Here is a 23868-nt window from a genome sequence, read left to right as displayed (position 1 = left end):
AGACCAGCTACTCATCGTCGCCATGGTAGGCCGTTACCCCACCATCAAGCTAATGAGACGCGGACTCATCCAAAAGCGGTAGCTTATAAATAGAGGCCACCTTTCACCCGTAGGTCACATCCGGTATTAGCAGGAGTTTCCCTCTGTTATCCCGAACTTCTGGGCAGATAATCCACGCGTTACTCACCCGTGCGCCGCTCTACTCATCTCCCGAAGGAAACTTTCTCGCACGACTTGCATGTGTTAAGCACGTCGCCAGCGTTCAATCTGAGCCAGGATCAAACTCTCCAGTTCAAAACTTTTGAGTTTGCCAAAACTCTCGTCTAAAACGAGGTTGACTTTCTTATCACTCGACTCGCTATTTAATTGTCAAAGACCTTCGTCTTCTTCTCCCACCGCCTTTGCGGTGCCGGCGTATTTGTCGTCGCCGAGTTGGAGAAGCTAGTGAATCCCGTCCGCGGTGTCAATAACTTTTTTCGATTTATTTTCGAAACGTTTTTGACCGATCCGGCTGTGCCGGTTCGTCGCGGCGGAGGGAGTGTCTACGTCTTCGTCTCCCCTTCGTCAAGCACTTTCTGAAAACTTTTTTTCAGCCGCTTGGCGAAGCCGGTAAAACCGGCCCCCGTTCGCGTCGGGAGGTGGATGTCTATGGGAATGACGCGCCAACGTCAATCACTTTTTTTTGAAAAAACGATCTTTTTTTCAACCAATCCAAATTAGCTTGAAAAATTAATATGTTATTTCTATTTATTATGTTCGAAGCGCTTTTCCCCGACGACACGTCCTTCTTCTCCTCAACTCATGCACAGAGGGATGTTTCATGACTAAGACATATTCTTTACTGCGCATCGTGTATAATAAACCGAAGGCCCGTATCGCACGATTCGGGCCTTCTTGGGGTCGTGAATAACGAACCTTAAAGCATCAGCACGGATCATTTTTCTTACAGCTTAGAATCGTTCAAACTCCTGATCCTCGCTCTCAGCTCTCATATCAAGGGCAATTTTCTTTACTTCTTTTGGCGACTCCATCTCTTCGGAGTGTTGTTTCTCGTCACGCAGACGAGGAGGTTTACGACCAGACATAACCTTCGGCTTGCTGTGTACTTCTCGAAGTCTGAAATACGAGATGGTTGATTGGAGATATTCAGCTTGGGCAGAAAGCTCCTCCGCGGTCGACGCCAACTCTTCGGCTGCGGCAGCGTTTTGCTGAATAACCTGATCAAGCTGTTGCAAGGCAGAGTTAACATGTCCCGCCCCCGTACTCTGTTCAACACTGGACGCCGCAATTTCTTGAACAAGATCTGCCGTTCTCAAAATATCCGGCACCAGTTTGTTAAGAAGAATTCCCGCTTTTTCAGCCACAGCGGTACTGGAAAAAGAAAGTTTATTAATTTCCGCAGCAGCGGTCTGGCTGCGCTCGGCGAGCTTACGCACCTCGGAAGCGACAACCGCAAATCCCTTGCCATGCTCTCCAGCTCTAGCCGCTTCAATGGCTGCATTCAAAGCAAGAAGATCTGTCTGCCGGGCTATTTCTTCAATAATGGATATCTTGTCGGCAATATTTTTCATGGCTTCTATGGTCTGGAGCACAGCCTCACTCGTCTCCTTGGCGTCTTCAGCAGCTTTGGTAGCTATCATTTCGGTTTGCTTGGCGTTATCGGCGTTTTGGTTGATGCTTGAGGTCATCTCTTCCATTGATGAAGAACTCTCCTCTACAGCCGCAGCTTGTTCACTGGCTCCTTGCGAAAGAGTTTCCGAAGAAGCGCTCATCTCTTCGCTCCCCGAAGCGACATTGGTCGCCCCGTCTTGCACCTCACTCACTATCGTGCCTAAACGCTCGATCATATCACCGATAGCCGTCATCAGGACATCTTGATCAGATCGCCTTGTCACTTGCAGGTTCAAATTGCCTGACGCCAGTTCCTCGGCGATCCAAGCCACGTTTTTCTCTGCTGCGATCAATTTTTGGATAGCCATGATAAGTTCGTCCTTGTCCGATCGCTCAGTGATTTCCAAGTCGAGATTCCCAAGGGACAATTTCAGAGCCATTTCCGCGATGGACTTTTCCGCCTTGATAAGAGTGCCCAAAGAATGCATGAGTGAATCTTTCTCAGAACGTTCAACAACCTCGACATCCAAATCACCAATGGCCAGATTCCGCACGCTTGCAGTAATATTCTTCTCTGCTGCGACCAGAGCCGCCAGGGCTTGCATAAGGCTGTCCTTCTCGGAGCGTTCACAAATGCTCACGTCCAAGTCGCCCTCTGATATTTTCTGGACCGCCACGCAAACGGATGTTTCGGCAGTCACGAGTTTTTGCAAGGCTCGTATCAGAACATCCTGTCCCGAACGTTCCTGCACATCGACCTCCAGATCACCTTCGGCCATGCGTTCAACGGCATCGGCCACAGTGCGTTCGGCCGTGACTAGCTCTTGCAGAGAATTCATCAAATTATCTTTACTTGAACGTTCACGTACTTCAACATTGAGATCACCCTTAGCGAGGCTCTGCACTGTATGAGCAATATGCTTCTCTGCGGCAATCAAGGTTTGGAGGGACTGGATAAGGCTATCTTTGTCCGAACGGGAAGAAAGTGACACGTCCAAGTCGCCCTCGGCTATTTTCTGAGCCGCCGAACAGACAGCAGTTTCAGCGTTCACCAACTTTTTCAGAGCCTGCATAAGAACGTCTTGTTCCGAACGCTCTTCTACGGCCACGTCCAGGTCACCTTCAGCCAACTTTACGGTCAATTCCGCAGCGTCCTTTTCGGCTCCGGCCAGTTCATGCATGGCTTGAGCCAGCATCCCGACTTCATCTTTCTGATGCACGTCCAAGGTGGCGGAAAGATCGCCTCGTGCCAGAGATTGGGCAAAAGACACCCCTTTAACCAAAGGTCTGGCGATATTTACCGCAATGAAAAACGCGACAACGGCAATCATAACAGCGATAATAGCGGACATAATGAGAAGAGACTGAAGCAAATCATTAATCGGCGCCTTGACCTCCGCCTCATCAATTTCGGCCAAAAGAGCCCAATTTAATCCGCCGATCGTTAGCGGTGAATACGCCGAAAGCACCGGATTACCGTTATAGTCGATGATTACATTCGTGCCGGATTTCCCGGCGAGAGCTGCGCGTGAAGCCTCGGTATCGACTTTGCCTTTTTCGGGATTTTTAAACGAGGCCAAAACAGAATGGTTTTCCTTGTCTAAAAATGAATCAGAGCGCATGAGCTTGTCTGAACCAACTAAATACGTCTCGCCAGTTTCCCCCATACCGTCACGCTGCTGCATGATAGCATTAATGGCATCAAGAGAAAGCTGGAGAGCTACCACCATTTCTGCCTTGCCGTTGTGAATGACGGGTTGGGCAACAAATGCGGCAGGTTCGCCATTGCTTGGGGCGTAGGGCTCGAAATCGGCCAAGCCAAATTGTTTGGTATCCAGCACTTGGCGAACGAGTTTACCGAGATTGGAATTAGAGAATTTTCCGTCAAGAAGGTTGCTTTGATAGTCAGCCTCCTTTGCCACGGAGAAAAAGCAATATCCGTCGGGGTTAATCAAAAAAAGGTCATAGTATCCATATTGCTTGGTATACTCATTATAGAAAGGCTCTCCATTCTGATCCATGGGATTGAATGCCTCAGCAACATCAATTTCTGCCATGAGAGCCCATGTCAACCCGCCAACATTGACAGGACCGTAGCTTGAAAGCACGGGATTTCCGTTATAATCGATAATAATCGCATCACCTTTGTTGCCAGCCAAGGCTTCCCTAGCAGCCTCAGTATCAACTCCGTTTCTCTCCACGGTCCCCTTGAAGGAAGCGCGCAGGGAATGGTACTCGGGGTCAAGAATGGAATCCGAACGCATTAATTTATCCGGGCCTACGAGGTAGGTTTCCCCCGTTTTTCCCAGCCCTTCCCTCTCGTGCATGATCGTAGTGATAGCCTTGTCGGAAATTTGCATGGCCACCACTGCGACGATTTGTCCATTCTTTACAACAGGTGCGCCGACAAAGCTTGCCGGCTCGCCATTACTTGGAGCGTATGGTGCGAAATCTACCAAAGCGGGCTTTCCTGTTTCGATCACTTTTTTCCACAACGTAGCCAAACCGCTCCCTTTGAGGGGAGCAACAGAAAGATTCGCACCTAGATCGGGCTCTTTCTCAACAGAAAACATGACATGACCATGCTTGGCGGAGATGATAAATATATCGTAGTAACTATATTCCTCTTGATACCATTTAAAATAAGCGGAGATGTCTTCCCACATGGTTTTATACGCGTCGGTGGAGACGTCGTATGGCTCATCGTTTGCCACCAACCGGCCGTCTTGATATTGAGACAATCTATCGTAAGCTACTATGACATCTAGACTTTTTGAAAGAACCGACGCGTCGTTTAAACGTGCTTTGAAATACGCCTCAACTTGCTGGGTCTTGATATTCTGAACGGCGGTAAGCTTGTTTATCGCTTCTGTCTTGAGCACACCGGTCATTTCGACAAGAACTCCCATATCACCTTCACGTTCAGCAAAAAAACGTTTTATTTGCTCAAGCTTAATCGTTTCAACAGATTGAAGCTGATCGTAAGCCTTTTGCATAAGTGCTTCGGTGGCCAATTTGCTTGCCCAAATCCCGGCAATGGTAAGCGGGATCAGCCCCACGAGAAGAAAAGAGATCATAAGTTTAGGCTTCATCTTCATATCATTAAATTTGAGCATGTTGATCCCTCTGTTATCAAGTAAAGAGCCGAAGAAAAGTTATTTGTACTCAATATATACATCAAGAAATCATTCTATCAAGCTATTTAAATGTAATCTATAAAAGAATTTTGAGACCGACTGCTGTCACAGTATATCCAAGTATTCTTTTTATCTTTTGTGGAATGATAACGGATGTCATATTCTTTGCTTTCGATAGAAGATTAAACCTAATGCTTATTCAAAGTCACATGCCGAATGAAATTCCATATACATCGACTTTAAGAAATCAAAGAGAGGCCAAGGAGAAACGCCCCGTCCCAATTTAGCTGAAACAAGATTATTATTGATCGATGAGGTATGATTACCGGTTCATGCAGGAGTACGAATACACCTGACGCGTTGGTCATCCCCTTCAGAACATATTACAGGCGTAACAGGAATACAGATATATAGGTAAGGAGAAATGGAAGAACGAACGTTTGCCGTATCAGATAAGCGCCCACACAGCCATGCTGGCCGTATGGGCGCTTTGTTACTATGAGACGGCTTAGATAAGTATTCCAGCCGTTGGAAAGGCAGATCTGACCGCCTCGGCAGTGGAACAGGAACTTTCGAAAAAATCGTTTACCAGCTTTCTTCGAAATTCCCAGACTTCAGACTGAGAGAATATCAATTGCTCCCTTCGCCTATTTCCACAGGCAATTCCGGGCGACTTGCCCACTCTGACCAACTTCCATCGTACCACTTCACGTTTTCGTAGCCGAGAAGATACTTCAAAACGAACACCGTTTGGCTTGCTTGGTGTCCCGTACGACAGTGAATAATGACCTCGGTCTGCTTGTTCGGAATAAGAGCGGCATATGCTTTTGCCAACTCGTCAGTCGGCTTGAACATCAACCCTTCCGGTGTCTTCATCAGGTCTTCGGAGAATGGCCGATTCACCGCGCCAGGAATATGCCCCGCACGTGCTTCATCTGATTTTTCTCCAATATAATAGTCATGCGGGCGAACATCGAGGATGACAGCGCTTTTCTTCTCCATCGCCTTTTTGACGTATTCGGCATTGACCGTGAAGTCATCGGCACCATGCTGCAAGGCATACACCGTCGCCGAAACGGGAGGAAGCAATGTGGTCATCGCTCCGCCAGCGCGTGTCCAGGCATCAATCCCTCCAGACAGGAGAGCGTAGCGCGTATGCCCGATTCGGGACAACGCCAAGCCGACCAATGTCGCATCGCGATATCGGTCTGTCGTGACGAGAACAACAACGTCGTTCGGTGTAATACCCATGCGGCCGAAATTGTCAGCCAGCACATAGGCAGGCAACAACATGGACGACATGTCACCGACAACGCCGCGCACCTGTTCGGGGTCGAGCATCAAGGCGCCAGGGATATGCCCTCTATTATATGCTGGCTGCCCGCGAACATCGATAACACGAACTTCGTCAAGATGCTGTTTCAGCCAATCCGCATCGACCAATCCTGGTAAATCAGATGGAGCCAATCCCAAGGCAGGATGCAGACTTCCGGCATTTCCCACATCGACAGGCGATCCAAAATAACTCTGGTATAACCGAATCTGTCCGGCTCGCTCGGAAGAGACGCTTTCTTCACGCAACGATACGGGTTTGAGCAAATCCTCAACAAAGGCATGCAAGCCCCCCGTCAACACGTAAACGTGGGAAAAACCGAGCTGAATCAGAGCATCACGAGCCTGTGCCGGATGCACGACGCCGTTGGAATATAAAACGATAAAAGCCTTTCCTTTATAAAGAGCAAGCTTGGCAGGTAAATCGGCCAGTTGAATATTGAGCGCGCCACGAATATGAAAGCGTTGATATTCCGATGCCGGTCGCACATCGACAACGACCAGGCCGGCCTGGCCTGTCATCAGTCGCTGAGCTAAGTCTTCGGGAGCGATATGATCCCGAGCGGCTTCGATATCAACCAACAGTTGTTGTGGCGAAACGGCGACCCCTCCGGCGGGAATCTGCTCGTTTGTGGACGACAAAGCCGCCTGTTCCTGCTGGCTGCCGATGGTCGCTAAAGCGGTTTGGTTCAGCAGGCCTTCAGGAACAAATTCTAACCCTGCTGCGGCACCAAGCAGCACCACAGCAAAGAAAAAGACAAAACCAAAGGATGCCGGGGTTGCCGTTTGCGATCCACGACGCCGCTCAATAAGCTCGCAGAGCATGAACAGCACGACAGCCACGGCCGTGAACCCGAGAATGAAGACACTTTGCGGGAGCTTTAACACGTCATAGAAGAACGACACTCCGACTTTACCGATGGCATCGAGTCCGGACACTAACGGATATGTTTCATTATAAACAATAGATCCGATTAGTCCGCCCACTAAAAACACAATGGCATCGATGCGCCCCGAAGCAAAGCCAACTGCGGCCGTCCCCGGACACCAACCCGACATGACAAAGGCCACCCCGAACAGTATCCCGCCGACAATCTGTGCACCATAAAGCGTTGGTAAAAGATAGATATCACCAGCTCCGACAAGTCCAAGCCGCGTCGCGTATGTCATACCGATGAGGCATACCAGCAAGGCGGTGAACATCACCTTGATGACAGCCATATCGCGAAAATAAAACACGCCGGCCAAACGTTTCGAACTACCAAAACCGGCGTTTTCCAAAACCACACCAAACAACGCGCCAATAACAAAGCTCGCAAGAAGAGCCGAAACCGTACCGATTGTTCCTGCGCTGAAAAACGTCTCAATCATTCCACTGCCTCCTTACAAACCAGGCGAAAATATACCCCGTGAGAAAGAGGCTCCCCATAAAGACCACGGAGCCGGTCAAAAGCAACGCCCCACCGGACAAAGCTTGTCCCGACGTACACCCATGGGCCACACGCGAAGCATAGCCCGCCAAAATACCGCCAAAAAGCGCGAAAATCAGTCGAGTCGACGCAGAACAACGCCGCCCTCGCTCAATGGTCAATCGCACACGCCGCCCGGCAACTGCGGACAACAAGCCGCCAATAAATGTCCCGGCAAACATAAAGACGAGATAATACATCCAGGGATTCTCACCCCAGGCTCCAAAATATGACGTTGTGCCGACATGGCCGGGCATCATCACCTCTTCGAGGGTTGCAGCAATGCGTGCAATGCCCCCCGATGCCCCAAGTCCAGCACCAAGTGTCAGGTATGACAGTAACAGAACCAGCCCCAGCAAGACCCCAGCCATATACGGATTCATGAGACGCCGTGTATTCGGAAAAAGCTCCGGATGCGTATCGGGGGTGTCAGCCTCGTTATTATACGTCCCATATTGTGACCCCGTCCCCCCCGATTGATCAGAAGGAATCGAGGCAGAAGCTTCACGTGGCCCAGCCATCCCGGGGTCTTCGTTCGCTGCAGAAAAAAAAGCATTTTGCGATGAGGTCGACGGCTCTTCATCTTGTAGACTTGAGGATGCTTCTTCCGACGAAGTCGACATTGTGTTATGTTGTGTACTTGACTCGACCGAAAGGTCTCGCTCTTCCGTCGTATCCGTATCAGTTTCCTGTGTGGTTTCATCGTCGAATTTATGCGGATCCACCATATCAACACCCCATGTCATAGGTTTTCGGCGGTTTAGGCGGTTCGGGAGATGTTGGTGAAGAAGTCCCAGGAGACATCGGCGCTATTGGCGCACTGACGTCAGGTATCTTCATCCCTTCGTTTCCTTGCGGCAGGGGCGATGGGGGCATAGACGTTTTCACGCTGTCTCGCGGTCCTCCCGCTTTTTTGAATGCCGCCTTCGTCCAATATTTTCCAACTCCACCAGCCAGAATAGAGACTGGCCGCATACTCGTTTGCTTAACTAACGTGGCGACCGCCATGGCACGGTACCCGTCACCATCGACAAGCACGAGGGGAGTTGTATCCGCATCGAGCCAGTTTTTCGACATGACGGTCTCTGCCGGAATGTTTATGGAACCCGGTATATGGTATTCGGCAAACGCTTCTTCGGGTCTGAGATCGATCACCCGTACAGAGCTGATATCCTTTCCAAGTTCTGACACCGTCACTGTACCGGGAAGCCACGGTTCCTTTCCGCTATCGTGACCAGACTGCGCCCACGCCGGGATGACAGCCAAAAGCATCAATCCGGTCAGAAATCCCCATACACGCATAGTTCCTCCTCCAATGCCCGAATTTGTATCGAAATGTTGTACTCCCGTATCATGGGACTAGGCGCAACTCCAGTATAGGAATCCGAAAGAAAATGGCAAAAGGAAACAGAACTGGCACCTCTTTCCAAACCACGCAAAAGCAACGCCCGGAAGACGTATGCCTTCCGGACGTTGGTTTTGCGTGATATCGAGAAAGAAACGTTGATATTTTCGATTTATGCGGCTCTCTTTTGACGCAATCCCACAAGGCCGAGCATCGCCGAGCCAAACAACCACACTGCACCGGGAAGAGGCGTGGCGTGTATGCTGACATTGTCCAGAAAAACACCGGATCGGTTTATTGAATCGCCAACATCCCCAGCCATAAAATCAATCGTGACATTACCAAGTCCGACATAATCAGACAAATCCAATGTGACGTACGTCCATCCCGTGGTGTCAAGAGAAATAGAGGATGAACCAGAGTCCACATCCCCAGCTCCCAAGCTCAAGACACTTTCTCCGTTGACCAGCACCTGGAATGCATTTTCATCCCAAGGGTAGTAATCATACGACCAGAAGTTGTACGCAAAACTCAGTCGTTTACTCGATCCAGTCGACTGAATCATTTGGTTGAAAACATTATAATTTGTTGCACTCGTTTCGGAGCCGATCATGGCCATGTAGTTCCCATCATACGCAGTGACGGTGGTTCCATCGGAGAAGGTATACGATTCAAGAACCTCAACATTTCCTCCCGGTATTGTGGTCCATCCATCCGTATCACCGGTTTCAAAATCTCCATTGGTTATACTAGCTTGGGCAGAGAACGGCATGAGCAGTAAAATAAAACACATTACGATTGATGATTTCATTGCAATCCCTTTTTCCTATTATATAAAGAAGTTTAATATACAAACCATAATCCTCAGCACCTTTACGCTCCCTTAATAGGAAAATGATGCCAAAGATAAAAAAACATATCTTTCTAGAATGTTCTGCCGAAAATGGAGCATACAAAGTCAACATTTTCCGCTCTCAACAGAAAAAATATCCATTTTATACAGATTTTTTCTTGCTTGCAAAGACGACTGTCCGTTGAGGAGAGTACGCGGGGAACATGATGCAGAAGGAGACGCGAAGACAAGTACTCAACATGCCGCCTCACGACGACGTAGATGCTTTTAGCTCTATGCTCCAAGTATTACAGCCTGAAAAGAACTGTTGTTTCCAAAATTCACATTATATCTGGCACACATAAAACAGACCGGAAGCGCAGTCGCTTCTGGTCTGTTCGAATGCCTTCTTGTACCGAAGAACTGCAGCTACGTACGGGCACAGCCGATCTTCTTACGACGCATCCCCCAAAGGCCCAGCATTCCAGTACCAAATAGCCAAATTGCACCAGGAATGGGAGTTGCATGTACATTTATATTGTCGAGAAAAACGCCTGTCGGAGAGCATACGCCATACTCATCGCCAGCGAGAAAACTAATCGTTATTGAATCTTCACCAATGTAGTCTGACAAATCAAGACTAACGTACGTCCATCCTGTTGAATTCAATTCATTTGATTGGTCGATTTCACTTTCAGAAAAGCTAAACACACTATCATCGTTTACCCGTACCTCAAAGCTCGAAGGAGGATATAAACGGTGGCGGTATGACCAAAAATTATACATGAATTCCAGAGAGGTCGTGGCCTTGGTCGTTTGTTTAATTTTATTTAAACGCTTCATATTTATAAGAGAAGTATCAGAGCCCAGCATGGCCATATAATTTCCAGCGTAGGGATTAATCGTTGTTCCATCCTCAAATGTATACGAGTCAATGACATCTGCATTTCCCAAAAGAGATTCAACGAGGTTTCTCTCCCAGCTCGAAAGATCTCCTGTTTCAAAATCGCCGTTTGCTATGCTGGCTTTTGCAGACAGGGGGAACGCAAAAAGAATCAACATAATATACAAACATACTTTTTTCACTATAAGCTCCTCTTTTTCAAACATGATTTATTCCCACACGATACAGGTCAAAGAGGACATGAAAAAAGAGTGCCACAAAACGAATAATTATCTATTTTGACATATTACATTTTCAATTGTTATCAATTGATTTTCTTTGTCCAGAAAAAACAAATAAATCGATCATTATTTTCGGATTGTTCTTACAAAAGAAGAACGTCATAACTTGAGGGGGCGTGTAAAAGGAAAAACACGTTATTGAGAATCTGATGGGAATACTCAACGTCAGCGGTCTAAAAAATATTTCGGGGCAAAAAGTAACCCTTTTGCCCCGAAATAAAACGCAAGAATTGTCAGCAAGTACGATCCGTACTCCTGAAAATCACCAAACTGTTATTCTTCTTTCAAAGCCCGGGTCATAAGATCTGTCACCGCCTGAGCCGGATCTTTTTCGTTATACAAAATATTATAGACCTCATTGGTGATGGGAAGCTCTTGACCTGTCTTCTGGCCAAGATTGTATACCGCCTCGCTCGTCTTCACCCCTTCGGCCACCATCGTCATGCTTGCCAGAATATCAAGCAGTTTCTGGCCTTTCCCCAGCCGCAGGCCAACCTGACGATTCCGGGACATATCGCCGGTGCACGTCAAAACGAGATCGCCTACGCCGGACAATCCATGAAAGGTCCGCGGATCAGCCCCTAAAGCTTTCCCAAGTCGGGCCATTTCTACGAGTCCTCGCGTGATGAGCGCTGCCCGAGCATTTGAGCCAAAGCCAAGACCATCGGCAACCCCTGCGGCAATGGCGATGATATTCTTGAGTGCTCCGCCGAGCTCCACACCTTTCACATCTTTATTATAGTAGACGCGAAAGGCATTCGTCGAAAATGTTTCCTGAAGGTCTTGACCAACTTTCTTCTCAGTGCATCCCAGACTGACCGCGGTCGGAGCGCCACGCAACACTTCATAGGCAAATGACGGCCCGGACAACATCGCAAATCGCGGTTTAATGGTTCCGAGTACATCGTTGCACACCGCAGACATGGTCATGAGTGTTCCTAACTCAATGCCTTTGCTTGCACACACCACGACCGGTTTTTTCGGAAGGTGCGGAAGAAATTGTTCGTATATTCCTCGTAGGTGCTGGCTGGGTACGGCAAATACAAAGGAGGACGTTCCTTCGGTGACCGCAGCGATATCATGATTCACGAGCAGGTTGCTGGCCAGTTTCTTTCCGGGCAAATACCATGTATTCTCCAGTTTGCCCCGAATTTCGGCCAATAACTCCTGCTTGCGTACCCAAAGTTGAACACGATACCCTTTTCTGGCCAACAGATCGGCCAGTGTTGTTCCCCAAGATCCGGCTCCGATAACAGCTATGTTCATGAACTCTGCCTCGTTAAGTGATAAACAATACCCTATCGGGTGCGGGTTGCATCTAGCACATGAAGAAGATAAGGACAAAGCCCAATTTGTCTCTACATTCCGGAGGAACCCCCATGGCGGCCAATGATGTATTTACCGAGACCGAAGCCCGTATCCTCAGTTTGGTACAGGGCAATCTGCCGGATTCGGCAACCCCGTTCCAAGATATCGCCAACGAAGTCGGTGTGAACGAAGAAGACGTGCTCACACTGTTGCAAAAGCTCAAAGACGACGGCCGCATTCGTCGTTTTGGTGCCACTCTGCGTCATCAGAAAGCCGGCTACGGGGCCAACGCCATGGTCGCGTGGTACGTTGACGAAGATAAGGATATCGACAAAATCGGCGAACACATGGCGTCCAAAAAACAGATCAGCCATTGCTATCATCGACGCAATTGCCTGGATTGGCCATATAACATTTATACCATGATCCACGGGAAAAGTCCCGAAGAGTGTCTTCAAGTCGTCGAAGAATTGAAACAGGAAACCGGCCTGACCGAATACGACGTGTTATACAGCGTCAAAGAACTCAAGAAAACATCCATGTCCTATTTTCAGGCATAAGACGCAAGGGAGCCCCCATGAGCAAATCCACAGATCTCTTCACCAAGGCCCAAACCCTCATTCCCGGTGGGGTCAATAGCCCGGTACGGGCCTGCAAAAGCGTGGCTTGCGATCCTCTTTTCATTGCCAAAGCCGCCGGTTCGAAACTCACCACAGTCGACGGGATCGAACTCATTGACTATGTCATGTCGTGGGGTCCGATGCTGCTCGGCCATGCTCCGGCTGAAGTCAACGAGGCCGCCTGTGCGGCCATCGCTCGTGGAGCCAGTTTCGGCGCGCCCTGCGAAGATGAAGTCCGTCTGGCCGAAGCCATAGTGGACGCCGTACCCGGAATCGACATGGTACGCATGGTCAACTCCGGCACTGAAGCGACCATGAGTGCATTGCGCCTCGCGCGGGGATTTACGGGCCGTAAATATATGGTCAAATTCGAAGGCTGCTACCACGGTCACGGTGACAGCTTCCTGGCCGCAGCCGGTTCAGGGTTGGCGACATTGTCCATTCCCGGAACTCCCGGCGTGCCTGAAGATACCGTCAAACAAACTCTGCTCGCCCCATACAACGACCTCGATGCCGTAAAAGCTCTGTTCGAAAAGCATGGCGATGACATCGCTTGCCTCTTCGTTGAGCCAGTTGCCGGCAACATGGGTCTCGTCCTGCCGGCCGACGGTTTCCTGCAAGGACTGCGCGACATCTGCACCCAATACGGCGCATTACTTATTTTCGACGAAGTCATCACCGGCTTCCGCGCTTCCTTCGGCGGTGCCCAGGAACGCTTCGGCATCAAGCCCGACCTGACCACGCTCGGCAAAATCATCGGTGGCGGCTTCCCGGTCGGTGCTTACGGCGGTCGCAAGGACATCATGGAGCGCATTGCGCCGTCCGGTGATGTCTACCAGGCCGGTACGTTGTCCGGAAACCCGGTCGCCATGGCCGCCGGTTTAGCGACACTCAAGCTGCTCAAACAAGCAGACTATGCCGGCCTCGAAGCACGCACCATCAAACTTGCCTACGAGATCACAGCGATCTTGGAAGAAAAAGGTGTGCCTGTTTATTTGAGCAACATCGGTTCGCTTTTCACCCACTTCTTCACGAAGACTCCGGTGACGAATTTCGAAACTGCCAAAACCACGGACACGAACCTGTTCACGAAGTTCTACGGCCAAATGCGCGAATTCGGCGTCAACCTGGCCCCGTCCGGCTACGAATGCGCCTTCACCTCCTTCGCCCACACTGACGAAGATTTTGAAAAGACGCTTGAAGCGGTGCGGAAGGTGCAGTTTTAGGGAGTTAACGAAAATGCGAGAGGGGAAACCCTTTGAAAAGGGTTCTCCCCTCTCGCGCTCTCCCCTTCCCAAACTTTTTATCGGCTACGGAATTATTATAATTCATCGAACAGCTTGAAAATTACATAAATACTGCTGATTAAAGATACTTCTTTTTCCTGTTTTTTTTCTATGTCACCCTGTCAACAGACGACACGTTCACGATATTTATTTCTCTTGTCTCATTTCACATCACGTTCATCATTCCCAACAAATCTGTTGGCAACAGATTTGTTGGGAAAAAACGCTGCCATTTTACTGCAAATACTGCTGTCCATGGTCGTGGTGCGAGCCGGAGCATTCGCCGTCGTGATCATGATCATGGTGCGAACCGGAACATCCGCCGCCGTTGGGGTCGCGGATGAGGTCGAGGCCTCTGTTATCCATAAGTTCCAGCGCGGTTCGTGCGTCATGTCCAAACCCATTGTAACGGGTCACGCATGCATTGGCGATGATATCAAAAGTTCTGGTTCTGATCTTTCCGGTAATGATCGCTTCGCAATTATGCTTCAGCACAGCTTTCGCCAAATTGATTCCGGCCGGCTCCGGCTTGGTGTCCTTATTCGGAATGATCTTCACGTCCATCGTGTCAACATTGACAACGAGTAGATTTTTGCATCGTTCGAGCTGCTCGGAAACAGGGCTGCTCAGCGTTTCTCCATCAACAAAGACGGCAATATTCATCGGTATCTCCCCTTTTCGTACACATCACAGACTGTAAAACCGGTAAATTATGCTGCCAAATCTGGCATAACGCAAGTTCCAGAGTAGAATGGGGAGCATATCAGGGGTACTCTCCCGCACGCACAACACTTGCTTCGACGTCATGCCAGCGGTATATTATCTTTCCATAACACGCCGTGCGTGCCGCTTATGAGCGACCTGAAAAGCATTATTGCACCCTGTAGAGAATGGAGTAGATTCATGGGATTCTTTCGTTTTTGGAAACGTATCAAGATTCTTCCCGGCGTATGGCTCAATATGAGTAAGTCAGGAGTTTCCGTGTCTGCCGGACCGCGGGGGGCGAAATATACGGAAGGAAAAAAGAGACGACAGTTTACGCTCGGTATTCCCGGAACGGGGTTGTCTTATACATGGCGATTCAAGAAATAAACAAATCTTGTCCTCCGCCGCAGAATGCATAACGGGCGGGAAGGTGCTGCCCTTTCCGCCCGTTTTTGTATCATCACACTCTCGTCACCGATCAACCATGTCCGGTGAGCTTATATTTCTTGAGTTTATATTGAAGCAGACTTTTCGAGATACCGAGCATTTCTGCCGCCTTCACTTGAACAAAGTTCGCTTTTGCCAAGGATCGACGAATAAGGGCGGCTTCGATCTTTTCCAGCGTTTCACTCAGGTTGATCTGCACCGGCAAGAGATCCACCGCGCTTTTATACTGTGATTCCTCGTCACGAATTTCCGGGGGAAGATCTTCGACAACCACCGTATCCGATGCAGCCAGAACAACGCATCGTTCCACGATATTTTGGAGTTGCCGCACATTGCCCGGCCATTCATACGCCGTCAAGTAATCCATGGCTTCGGGTGAAAACCCCTTGAACACTTTGCTGTTCTCCTTGCCGTAGCGTTCCAAAAAATGCACGGCTAAGATGGGGATGTCTTCGCGCCGCTCACGCAAAGGTGGCATTTCGAGCTGAACGACATTGAGACGATAAAACAAGTCTTCGCGGAACGTGCCTTCCGTCACAAGGGTTTGCAAATTTTTGTTCGTGGCGGCCACCACGCGAATATCCACATCAATCAGATCGGTTCCACCGACGCGTTCAAATTTCCGTTCCTGCAGCACACGAAGCAACTTGACCTGCAGGTCGGCTGACAATTCGCCGATTTCATCGAGAAAAATCGTCCCTTCATGGGCCATTTCGAATCTACCGCGCTTACGCGCCACGGCACCGGTAAACGATCCTTTTTCATGACCGAACAATTCGCTTTCCAACACGCCAGGGTTAAAGGCCATGCAGTTGACCGAAATAAACGGTCCATCTTTGCGGTTGGACGCGTAGTGAATCGCCTTGGCTGCCAGTTCCTTCCCGGTTCCCGACTCGCCTGTGATCAAAACCGTACTCCGGCTTGGTGCGGCTTTGTGAATCAGTTCTATCACGCGCTCAATCGCTTTGCTCGATCCGATAATATGCCGTGTGGCAAACTTGTCGGCCAAACTCTGGCGCAAAAGGAGGTTGTCGCGTTGCGCTTTGGAAAATTGCGCGGCTTTCGAGACTGTCAACAACAGTTCGTCATTGGAAAACGGCTTGGTCACAAAGTCGAAAGCCCCGACTTTCATAGCTTCCACGGCCGCTTCGATACTGCCATAGGCAGTCATGATGATTACCGGAATATGAGGAAAGTGCTTTTTGACGTGCTCAAGCACTTCTTGCCCGGTTATCTTAGGCATTTTCATATCCGTCAACACAACATCGACCTCGGATTCTTCGAGATAGGCAATACCCATCTCGGGGTCATCCAATGCCGTCACCTTGTACTCGTCTCCTTCAAGCATAGCTTCGAGAAGCACGAGATAATTCTTTTCATCGTCCAAAAGCAAAATTTGCGTCGACATGGCGCACCATAACTCCATTGGGGGGCGGTTTAAATGTAAAATCAGATTTTGGGAACCGCAAAACTCCACGCGGAAGTTTCGCCAAATTCACGGCAAAGCGCAAGCTTGAGATATGAATCGTGGAAAATCGTGCGAACTTGTGCTAGCTCTCTCACAACGCACATGATGTTTTGTGCCGCGATAACGGTCGAAAGCCAAGGTACAGAATTGAGGAGCGAGGTGCGGGTGCCCCCCTCCTTCGAACGGTACTGTGGCAACAGGGGGGAGCGATGATTTTCGGGGGGCTGCTTGTTTTTTCAATCTTGCTGCTCGTGTTCTACGCTATCCGTATGGAACGCTCTGTACGGGTTTTACCTCACCTTATTCCTTACGACGAAGCCATTTATGGTCGCGAGCCTCTCTTTCGCCTTCTTCAGGGTAAAACAGTATCTGTCATTATCGGCGCTCATAACGTTGAAGGAAACGTTGCCCGTTGTATTGAGACCGTACTTGAGTCCACCTTCCTTGATCCTGAATATTTCGAATGCATTGTCATCGACGACGAATCGACAGACGGCACATATCTCGAACTCGCTGAAATTGCCCGTGCCAAGCATGATCCGCGTTTACGCGTCATGTATGGACAGCCATGTCCATCCGGAGAAATCTGGATTGGCAAAAGTTGGGCCTGTTTCCAAGCTGTCAGACAAGCCCGCGGTGACTACATCCTTTTTCTTGACGCCGGCATGCAACTCCAACCAGGCAGCCTGGAAAGCGCCTTGGTTGCATTAGTTCACCAAGACGCCGGCCTCCTGAGCTTTTTTCCGGAAAACGACATGACCAACGTTGCTGCGAAAATCGTTGAGCCAGCGATTACCATTGCTCACCTCGCCAGTCCATGGCTTGCGGCAACACATAATCCCAAAAGTGCTGCGGCGTTTGCCGGTGGCGGGTTCATGCTTTTCACCCGAGATGCGTATTGGACCTCCGGTGGATATGCCGGTGTAGGAACCGTTGCCCAAGAGGATATGGAACTTGCTCGCAAAGTGAAAAAGGCCGGATTTTCTGTTGTCATCGGCCTTGGACCGGAGATGGCCAAACACTCCATGCCATCAGGATTCACCGAGATGGGAGAAAGCTACGCCCGCAACTTTGTTTGCGCATTCGGTCACAATACGGCATTCGCCCTTGTTTCTGCCGTGATTCTCGTCATGACATTTTGCCTTCCCTGGCTCGGCGTCATCTTCGGAATATCCGAACTTATCAACGGTATGTATGACATCGGCACATTGCAACTTGGTCTTGCTACGGCCGGTATCGGGCTGCAATACTGCCTCCGCTTGCGTGTTGAACAACTCCTTCATGTCCCCATGACATGCTGGTGGGCTATGGGCATTGCCGGATTTGTCCTGGCAGCCTTTGATGTGATATCGGCCCTCAAGCACGGACTTGATGTCCTGACATGGAAAGATATTCCTCTCCCCAAAGAACGTTAAGACTCGACCTCGCGCTCGTTTCCCCGGGTAAGGCCGATAGAATTTAAGGAGACGCGACTGATGCTCGCCATCAAACTGCACAAGGATGCTAAACCTTGGCTGGGAAAAAATACGTGCCTCATCCCGGTGTTTTCCTGGGAATGGGCTGAAGAGGCTGTTGCCCATTGGGCCGAAGGCATTCAGGGAATCCACCCCTCGCAAAAAGGTAAAGTGAATTATGTCACGCTGGTTGAAGTGGGACCAGACCATCCGGTGAGTGTCATCACGGCGTGGCAAGACCCCCGCAAGGCCGAACAAGAATTTCAGCCCATGAGTCAATGGGAAGACGAATTGCGTACAACAATGAAAGAGACCATGGAACACAAACTGCGCATTGCCCCTCCCATGGTCAACGTCGGCACACTCGTGCAAAGCGATCAATATCGCTGTCACATGCATGTCAATCTGCCCAAAATTCTCCTCGCGAAACGCCTGCCGAAAGCCAAAATCGTGTGGACAAAGGCGTTAAGTGACGTTGTAAGGAAGGATTTATTTGGGGGTGAGACGCAAGAGACTGCCAAGACGTAGAAGCAGCAACAAAATTTAATAGAAGCGAAAAGCAACAAATCGAAAAAAAGCGTTGGCGGAAAGCTGAATCCGTCAACGCTTTTTTGTTATTCGTCGACAAGACAATGTGTCATTTTTTCTGTTGAAAATTCTCAAACCATTTCGACCGAACAACTTCATCCTAATGAAACAATCCTGAGCCTCCCCTTAATCGCCCTTTTTTTCTCAATGTGACATAAACAGCATTATACGCATTGCAAAATCAACAAACCAACCTCCAAACCACATCTCCCCAACGGCACACTTCCTGCTTATTCCATCATACATTCGCCTTCAAAGAATGCGCTTCCGTTTTCAAACATATGCGCTGAGGCCACTCGATCCTTCCTCCAGAATTCACAGCGCGAAATATGAGTACAAACAGTCCACTAACCGTCCGATAAACCAGAGGTAATGTCATGAAAATTTTTCTCGGCATGATCCTGTTGATTGTCTCTTTGGTTTCACCTGCTTTGGCGGAGTTTCCCGACGTGTATATTCCTGATGGCTCCCGACCTCGTTTGTGGCTCACGTCGAGCCGTCTCGCCGCGCTCAACACGGCCATGCAGGCTGGTTCCCCGGAATGGACACGTTTTCAAAGCTATTGCAACTCCTTACTGACGGAAGATCCCTGGCAAGGAGTTGAAACTGGCATTGCTCCGTTGGCACTGATCTACCTTCTTACCCTCAACGAACAATATGCCACACGCGCCTTTGTGTTTATGGATCGTGTTTCTGACGATATTTCACAAGGCGGTGATGTCGGGCATGTCGATTATGGTTTTCTCGCACTCGGCTATGACTGGCTGTATAATCATCCGTCCATGACCCTGGCCAGACGCAACGCGTATATCGCGAAGATGGAACGACTGAGCCGGGATATCTGGACGAACTATAATGACTCGGGCACCGGTGGAAATGCCCAGGATACCGACGCCATTCTTGTTTCTGGCGCGCATCATCTCATGTTCGGTTGCGCCCTGTATGGTGACTCCAGCGAAGCCAGGGACATGCTCGACAGAGCATGGTGGCTTTGGAAACATGGTCAAGGTGCCGCCCCCAGTTCAGGACAAGAACAGTATACCCTGGCGCAGCCTATCCGCGATTGGATCAAGAAAGCGCATGGAGGACATTGGCATACCGGTTTTATGTATTTCATGGGAACAGACAGCGCCGGCCTGGGCAACTACTACCTCAGCCTGCGGACGGCCTGTGGCTATGATCCGTCCACACACGAACCAAATCTCAAGGGATTTTGGCCTAATGTCATACGAACCATGCTGGATGTGACCACGCCACCTCGTAGCATGCTGTACCATACCGGCGATTGGCAAGATCCATGGGGATTTGCGGAGTTATCCTATGTGTACAAACTGCTCAGTATGGCAAGTTATGAAGCCGGTATCGAAGGCGAGGTGATATGGGATGCCTACGGCCGGGGCTTTGCCAATATTATAGACAGCCTGCACAATGACGAGTTTCGGGAATTCTTCTATGTGGAGCCCGATGTACAGGCCCTGAACCCGTACACAGCCAACCTGCCCTTCATTCGATTCTGCGATGGTGATGATTTTGTGTTCTTCCGAGATAATTGGGGAACAACGGCCCGCTGGGGCTTGTTCTCGGGACAAGGAACCATCCCTGCAGACCACCAAACATCCGATATCGGAAATTTCGTCCTATTCAGAGAAGACGATTACCTCACCAAAGATCGTCGTCTCTACGGCGGTGTCGACAATGGCCCGGCATTCAATAATTTCGCAATCGAAAACAGCCTTCCCAATGGTTCACCTCTCATGACCGGCTCAGCCAGTGCGGCCTCCATTGCACGATATCGCAGTAGCAGCTCCGATGCATCGACTGGACTCAACACCCCATATGTCTACTCCATGATGCAAGGCGACGAACAGTGGGACGAAGACCCAAACCAATGGCAAGCCATCAACAGGGTTACAACATATCGACGCCATTTCTTCTGGTCCGGCGATGTCGCTGTCGTCTTTGATCGACTGCGCACCACCGATGCAGGCTGGAGCATCTATCGCCTTCATGCGCAAACTCAACCAACACTCAACGGACGCACGATCACCCAATCCAGCACGAATGGAAAACACGTGTTGTTGCACCAAACCTTGGAACCGGAAAATTGCACCTTCACGCTCGTCAACGAAAAAACGGCATGGCAAAGTATGTTTGAAGACTATGAGATCAATGAGTCGGAACGCCTCTGGCATTATGCCATTCAACCGCCGGAAAGTGACCGTGTGAATATGTTGTCGGTCATGCAAATGGGGCCGACCGGAACAACACAATTCGAGGGGTTGGAACATCTCACGTCGAGCGGTCAAACGGGCGCGAAGCTTGGTGACTGGTGCCTCCTCTTCTCAGCAGAAGAAACGCTCCGCGATATGGCAACCTATACCATTGGCTCACCTCAAGCAGGCCTCCATCATCTTGTTTGCGATCTTTCCCCGGGCACCTATGTAGTTTCACTCAATGGGGTGGAATCTCCAGAGACCATCGAAGTTCTCACCAATGACAATACGGCGCTCTTTTCTACGGACATGACGACCGGTCCCATGGTTGTCCAATTGAAACGGAAAAACAGCTTGGCGTTGACACCCATTTGGCTCTTTTTGCTCAGCGAATAATTGTACAGCAAGTTGTGATACGAAACAGGGCGATAGGACCATGATTGTATTCTTTCAACGAATATCCATGGAGAAGATGCTCATATAAATCGATCGTGATGGACAATGCGCATAAGACGACGCCCTCACTCGTGCGGCACACTTCCTGCTTTTCCTCTTCCGCGTACCAGAGGAGGAACATCATGATCATACGCCAAGCAACACTACTCCCTATCGCCCTGTGCAATCTCATCCTGTTATGTTTTACATTGCCAGCCATGGCACAAAGCGTCCCAGGGGTACCGGTCATTGCCTGGTTACCCGAGGAAGTTGCCGAAGGTGATATTGAAATAACGTGGAACATGTGGTGGGGAGAAAATGGAACATTCTGGTCGTTGACAGAGAACGGCGAAGCCGTCCATCAAGCGAATATTACAGCGAATTCACCGCAAGCTCAGACCGGAACAGTCACTCTCCCCGACAGGACCATTGGAACGTATATATACCAGGTGAGTCTGTGCAATGCAGCGGGATGTACGAAAAGCGATGCCGTGACACTCAATGTGGCCAAGAACGTCAGCGGGGGTGGAACAACCGGTTCTGTCTTTACGCCCGATGCCCGCATACCGGTCGATCGAGATTCGACCACGTTGTCCGTGAGCACCGGACTTCCATTGCAAATTCATGTTCGACAAAACGAAACCGTTGCATTCACGTTTGATACACAACTGGCGTCAGTCCTCGCCTCCAACCCGAATATTGTCGATCTGGCCATTGATAATGAGACGTTGACGGTCACCGGACGCGCTTCCGGTCGCACCGGACTCAAAATCCAATTTACCGATGAATCCATTGCGAGCCAATTCATGGGCTTGCGCGTCGATGCCACAGACGGCACATTACCCGGCTTGCCCTCTCCGCTTGCGCTCGGTTCAGTTTCCGAAGACTCTACCGCCGATCTCCAGTTTTGGCAGGAATTCGACCAGGGTCGGCGCATCGACGTACGGTATATCTACATTAATGGTGGCCCCATCAACGGTTGGCAGTCTTGGGATCCGGACCGAGTCATTTCGTTTTGCAAGGAAAGCATGGCGCTCGGTATCGTTCCATTTTTTGTATTCTATAATATCCCGGACGGCGGGGAATCCTATTGGACCGACCTGGAACACGTTCAAGATAGCGAGTACATGACCGCATATTATCAAAACCTTGCCGATTTTCTGACCGATGCCGCATCGGTCATGCAAGGCGAGCTTTACGGCATTGTCCTTGAACCGGACTTTCTCGGCTATTTGCAACAAAACAGCGGGCTGTCACCGAGCCAAATTTCCACGGCTGATGGCACGATTGTCGACACGGTTACCCGCATCAATAAAACAATCGCCGATAGCGGAGACAATTTGCTTTTCGGTTGGCAGCTCAATCTCTGGGCCGATCCGACATATGCTAGTGCGCGAGGAGTCATCCGGCGCATTGATCCGACCGATCTCGGTCTGCAAGCCGGACTTGAGGCCGTCAAGGCGGCTGCAGCCAATACAGCCCAATATGCAATTGAAGCTGGTGTCCTCAGTCATGGCGCCGACTTTCTGTCCATAGATAAATACGGTCTCGATGCCGGGATTTCGTCGCCGGACGATCCTGAGCAATCCACATGGTTTTGGAATGCCGATCACTGGAATGCATACCTCCAATATGCCCACACTCTGGGAGAAACGGCCAACGTGCCCGTGGTGCTCTGGCAAATTCCTGTCGGCCATATCAACAGTTCGACCGCCACGAATTCCCAGACGGGTGAACACTATCCTGATTTGAACAATACCAGTCAGCATTACGAAGACAGTGCAGCCACGTTCTTTTTAGGAGACAGTTTCAATCCCGAGACAGCGATCCGACGCAATTGGTTTTCCACCAACGCCATGAACGACCCCAAAATCACGCAATCCGGTGATATCGTCACGTGGAAGAATCATCTGGACGAAACATCCGAAGCCGGCGTTATGGCCGTACTTTTGGGTGCGGGCGTTGGAGACAGCACCGATGGAGTGGGGTCTCCTCCAACGGATTCGTATTATTTCATCGATAAGATTCAAGCCGCCTATGGAACAACACCTTCGCCGACACCATCATTCGATGCCGCAAAACTTCTTCCAATTTTTCACTTACTGCTAATCGGGCAATAGCGCGGCTCCCCAGGCACTACCCAATATAACAACACGGAATCGTTAACTAAATCAAATTGGATTTTCTTAACGATTCCGTGTACTGGCATGGCAACCTCGAGAGTTTCGGGAGTTGATCCCCAGCCCATTTTCCTCTAACAGCTCGGAACTTCGTCCGACGGCATGACCTCGCACGAACATGATTCATGCGATTGTGTGCTCTTCTCTTCCCTGCGTCACGCTCGATGTGACCATCATTGTGAGGAATTGAAGGGGAAAAATCCCAACTCTTTTGGTCAGCCTGCTTCCCATTCCGTTTTCCAGTGGCGGAATC

15 protein-coding genes, 1 rRNA gene and 2 pseudogenes are annotated in these 23868 nt (G+C 49.8%); 7 read left to right on the top strand and 11 right to left on the bottom strand.

All coding sequences use genetic code 11. From position 1 onward, the window contains the following. From G451_RS0119110 to G451_RS0119065, 9 genes and pseudogenes are all read right to left on the bottom strand, one after another. Window positions 1-294: ribosomal RNA gene (locus tag G451_RS0119110) — 16S ribosomal RNA — on the bottom strand; the annotation flags it as partial. 656 nt (window positions 295-950) lie between these two features. After that, a pseudogene (locus G451_RS35060) lies at window positions 951-1964 on the bottom strand (methyl-accepting chemotaxis protein); the annotation flags it as partial. A gap of 822 nt (window positions 1965-2786) precedes the next feature. Beyond that, a pseudogene (locus G451_RS35245) lies at window positions 2787-2942 on the bottom strand (HAMP domain-containing protein); the annotation flags it as partial. 2436 nt (window positions 2943-5378) lie between these two features. Then, window positions 5379-7451 carry a rhodanese-like domain-containing protein gene (locus tag G451_RS0119095; RefSeq protein WP_051261691.1) on the bottom strand — a complete coding sequence of 691 codons (2073 nt, stop codon included), beginning with the start codon at window positions 7449-7451 and terminating at the stop codon, window positions 5379-5381. After that, window positions 7444-8295, bottom strand: a complete 852-nt coding sequence (locus G451_RS34830; RefSeq protein ID WP_211236367.1) for a YeeE/YedE thiosulfate transporter family protein — start codon at window positions 8293-8295, stop codon at window positions 7444-7446. The genes G451_RS0119095 and G451_RS34830 overlap by 8 nt, the downstream gene beginning before the upstream one ends. Further along, window positions 8279-8851: a rhodanese-like domain-containing protein gene (locus tag G451_RS33105; RefSeq protein ID WP_027185512.1), complete on the bottom strand. Its 573-nt coding sequence runs from the start codon at window positions 8849-8851 to the stop codon at window positions 8279-8281. Before G451_RS33105 ends, G451_RS34830 begins: the two co-directional genes overlap by 17 nt. Window positions 8852-9066: 215 nt before the next feature. Then, window positions 9067-9705 carry a hypothetical protein gene (locus tag G451_RS0119080; RefSeq protein WP_156921725.1) on the bottom strand — a complete coding sequence of 213 codons (639 nt, stop codon included), beginning with the start codon at window positions 9703-9705 and terminating at the stop codon, window positions 9067-9069. A gap of 450 nt (window positions 9706-10155) precedes the next feature. Next, a complete protein-coding gene (locus tag G451_RS0119070) occupies window positions 10156-10836 on the bottom strand; it encodes a VPLPA-CTERM sorting domain-containing protein (RefSeq protein ID WP_027185510.1) in 681 nt (226 codons plus the stop codon). Window positions 10837-11184: 348 nt separating this feature from the next. Beyond that, window positions 11185-12177, bottom strand: a complete 993-nt coding sequence (locus tag G451_RS0119065) for an NAD(P)H-dependent glycerol-3-phosphate dehydrogenase (protein ID WP_027185509.1) — start codon at window positions 12175-12177, stop codon at window positions 11185-11187. Between the two features lie 113 nt (window positions 12178-12290). On the opposite strand from G451_RS0119065, the gene ahbB reads away from it, so the two are divergent. Together ahbB and hemL are read left to right on the top strand one after the other, a co-directional pair. Continuing rightward, window positions 12291-12779, top strand: coding sequence for a siroheme decarboxylase subunit beta (ahbB, locus tag G451_RS0119060; RefSeq protein WP_027185508.1), 489 nt, complete (start codon window positions 12291-12293; stop codon window positions 12777-12779). A gap of 17 nt (window positions 12780-12796) precedes the next feature. Further along, window positions 12797-14065, top strand: coding sequence for a glutamate-1-semialdehyde 2,1-aminomutase (hemL, locus tag G451_RS0119055; RefSeq protein WP_027185507.1), 1269 nt, complete (start codon window positions 12797-12799; stop codon window positions 14063-14065). 294 nt (window positions 14066-14359) lie between these two features. Here hemL and G451_RS30420 read toward each other — a convergent pair whose 3' ends face one another. Further along, complete coding sequence (locus G451_RS30420; RefSeq protein WP_051261690.1) at window positions 14360-14788, bottom strand: NifB/NifX family molybdenum-iron cluster-binding protein; 429 nt, start codon at window positions 14786-14788, stop codon at window positions 14360-14362. A gap of 240 nt (window positions 14789-15028) precedes the next feature. Here G451_RS30420 and G451_RS30415 point away from each other — a divergent pair, with 240 nt between their 5' ends. Further along, window positions 15029-15217 carry a DUF4236 domain-containing protein gene (locus G451_RS30415; protein WP_034642916.1) on the top strand — a complete coding sequence of 63 codons (189 nt, stop codon included), beginning with the start codon at window positions 15029-15031 and terminating at the stop codon, window positions 15215-15217. A gap of 91 nt (window positions 15218-15308) precedes the next feature. On the opposite strand, the gene G451_RS0119040 is transcribed toward G451_RS30415, so the two are convergent. Further along, a complete protein-coding gene (locus G451_RS0119040; RefSeq protein WP_027185506.1) occupies window positions 15309-16685 on the bottom strand; it encodes a sigma-54-dependent transcriptional regulator in 1377 nt (458 codons plus the stop codon). A 269-nt stretch (window positions 16686-16954) separates the two neighbouring features. Here G451_RS0119040 and G451_RS0119035 point away from each other — a divergent pair, with 269 nt between their 5' ends. The 4 genes from G451_RS0119035 (at window position 16955) to G451_RS0119015 (ending at window position 23555) form a co-directional block, all read left to right on the top strand. Continuing rightward, on the top strand, window positions 16955-18160 hold the full coding sequence (locus G451_RS0119035; RefSeq protein ID WP_027185505.1) for a glycosyltransferase family 2 protein: 1206 nt from the start codon (window positions 16955-16957) through the stop codon (window positions 18158-18160). 60 nt (window positions 18161-18220) lie between these two features. Further along, the gene (locus G451_RS0119030; RefSeq protein WP_027185504.1) at window positions 18221-18727 is read left to right on the top strand and encodes a hypothetical protein; all 507 of its coding nucleotides are present in this window, start codon (window positions 18221-18223) and stop codon (window positions 18725-18727) included. Window positions 18728-19164: 437 nt separating this feature from the next. Then, the gene (locus G451_RS0119025) at window positions 19165-21396 is read left to right on the top strand and encodes a hypothetical protein (RefSeq protein WP_027185503.1); all 2232 of its coding nucleotides are present in this window, start codon (window positions 19165-19167) and stop codon (window positions 21394-21396) included. A gap of 182 nt (window positions 21397-21578) precedes the next feature. Continuing rightward, a complete protein-coding gene (locus tag G451_RS0119015) occupies window positions 21579-23555 on the top strand; it encodes a chitinase N-terminal domain-containing protein (protein ID WP_027185501.1) in 1977 nt (658 codons plus the stop codon). Window positions 23556-23868 lie beyond the last annotated feature (313 nt).

Origin of the sequence: Desulfovibrio inopinatus DSM 10711, assembly GCF_000429305.1 — a bacterium.
Taxonomy (GTDB): Bacteria; Desulfobacterota; Desulfovibrionia; order Desulfovibrionales; family Desulfovibrionaceae; genus Alteridesulfovibrio; species Alteridesulfovibrio inopinatus.
This window is presented reverse-complemented; position numbering and strand designations above follow the sequence as displayed.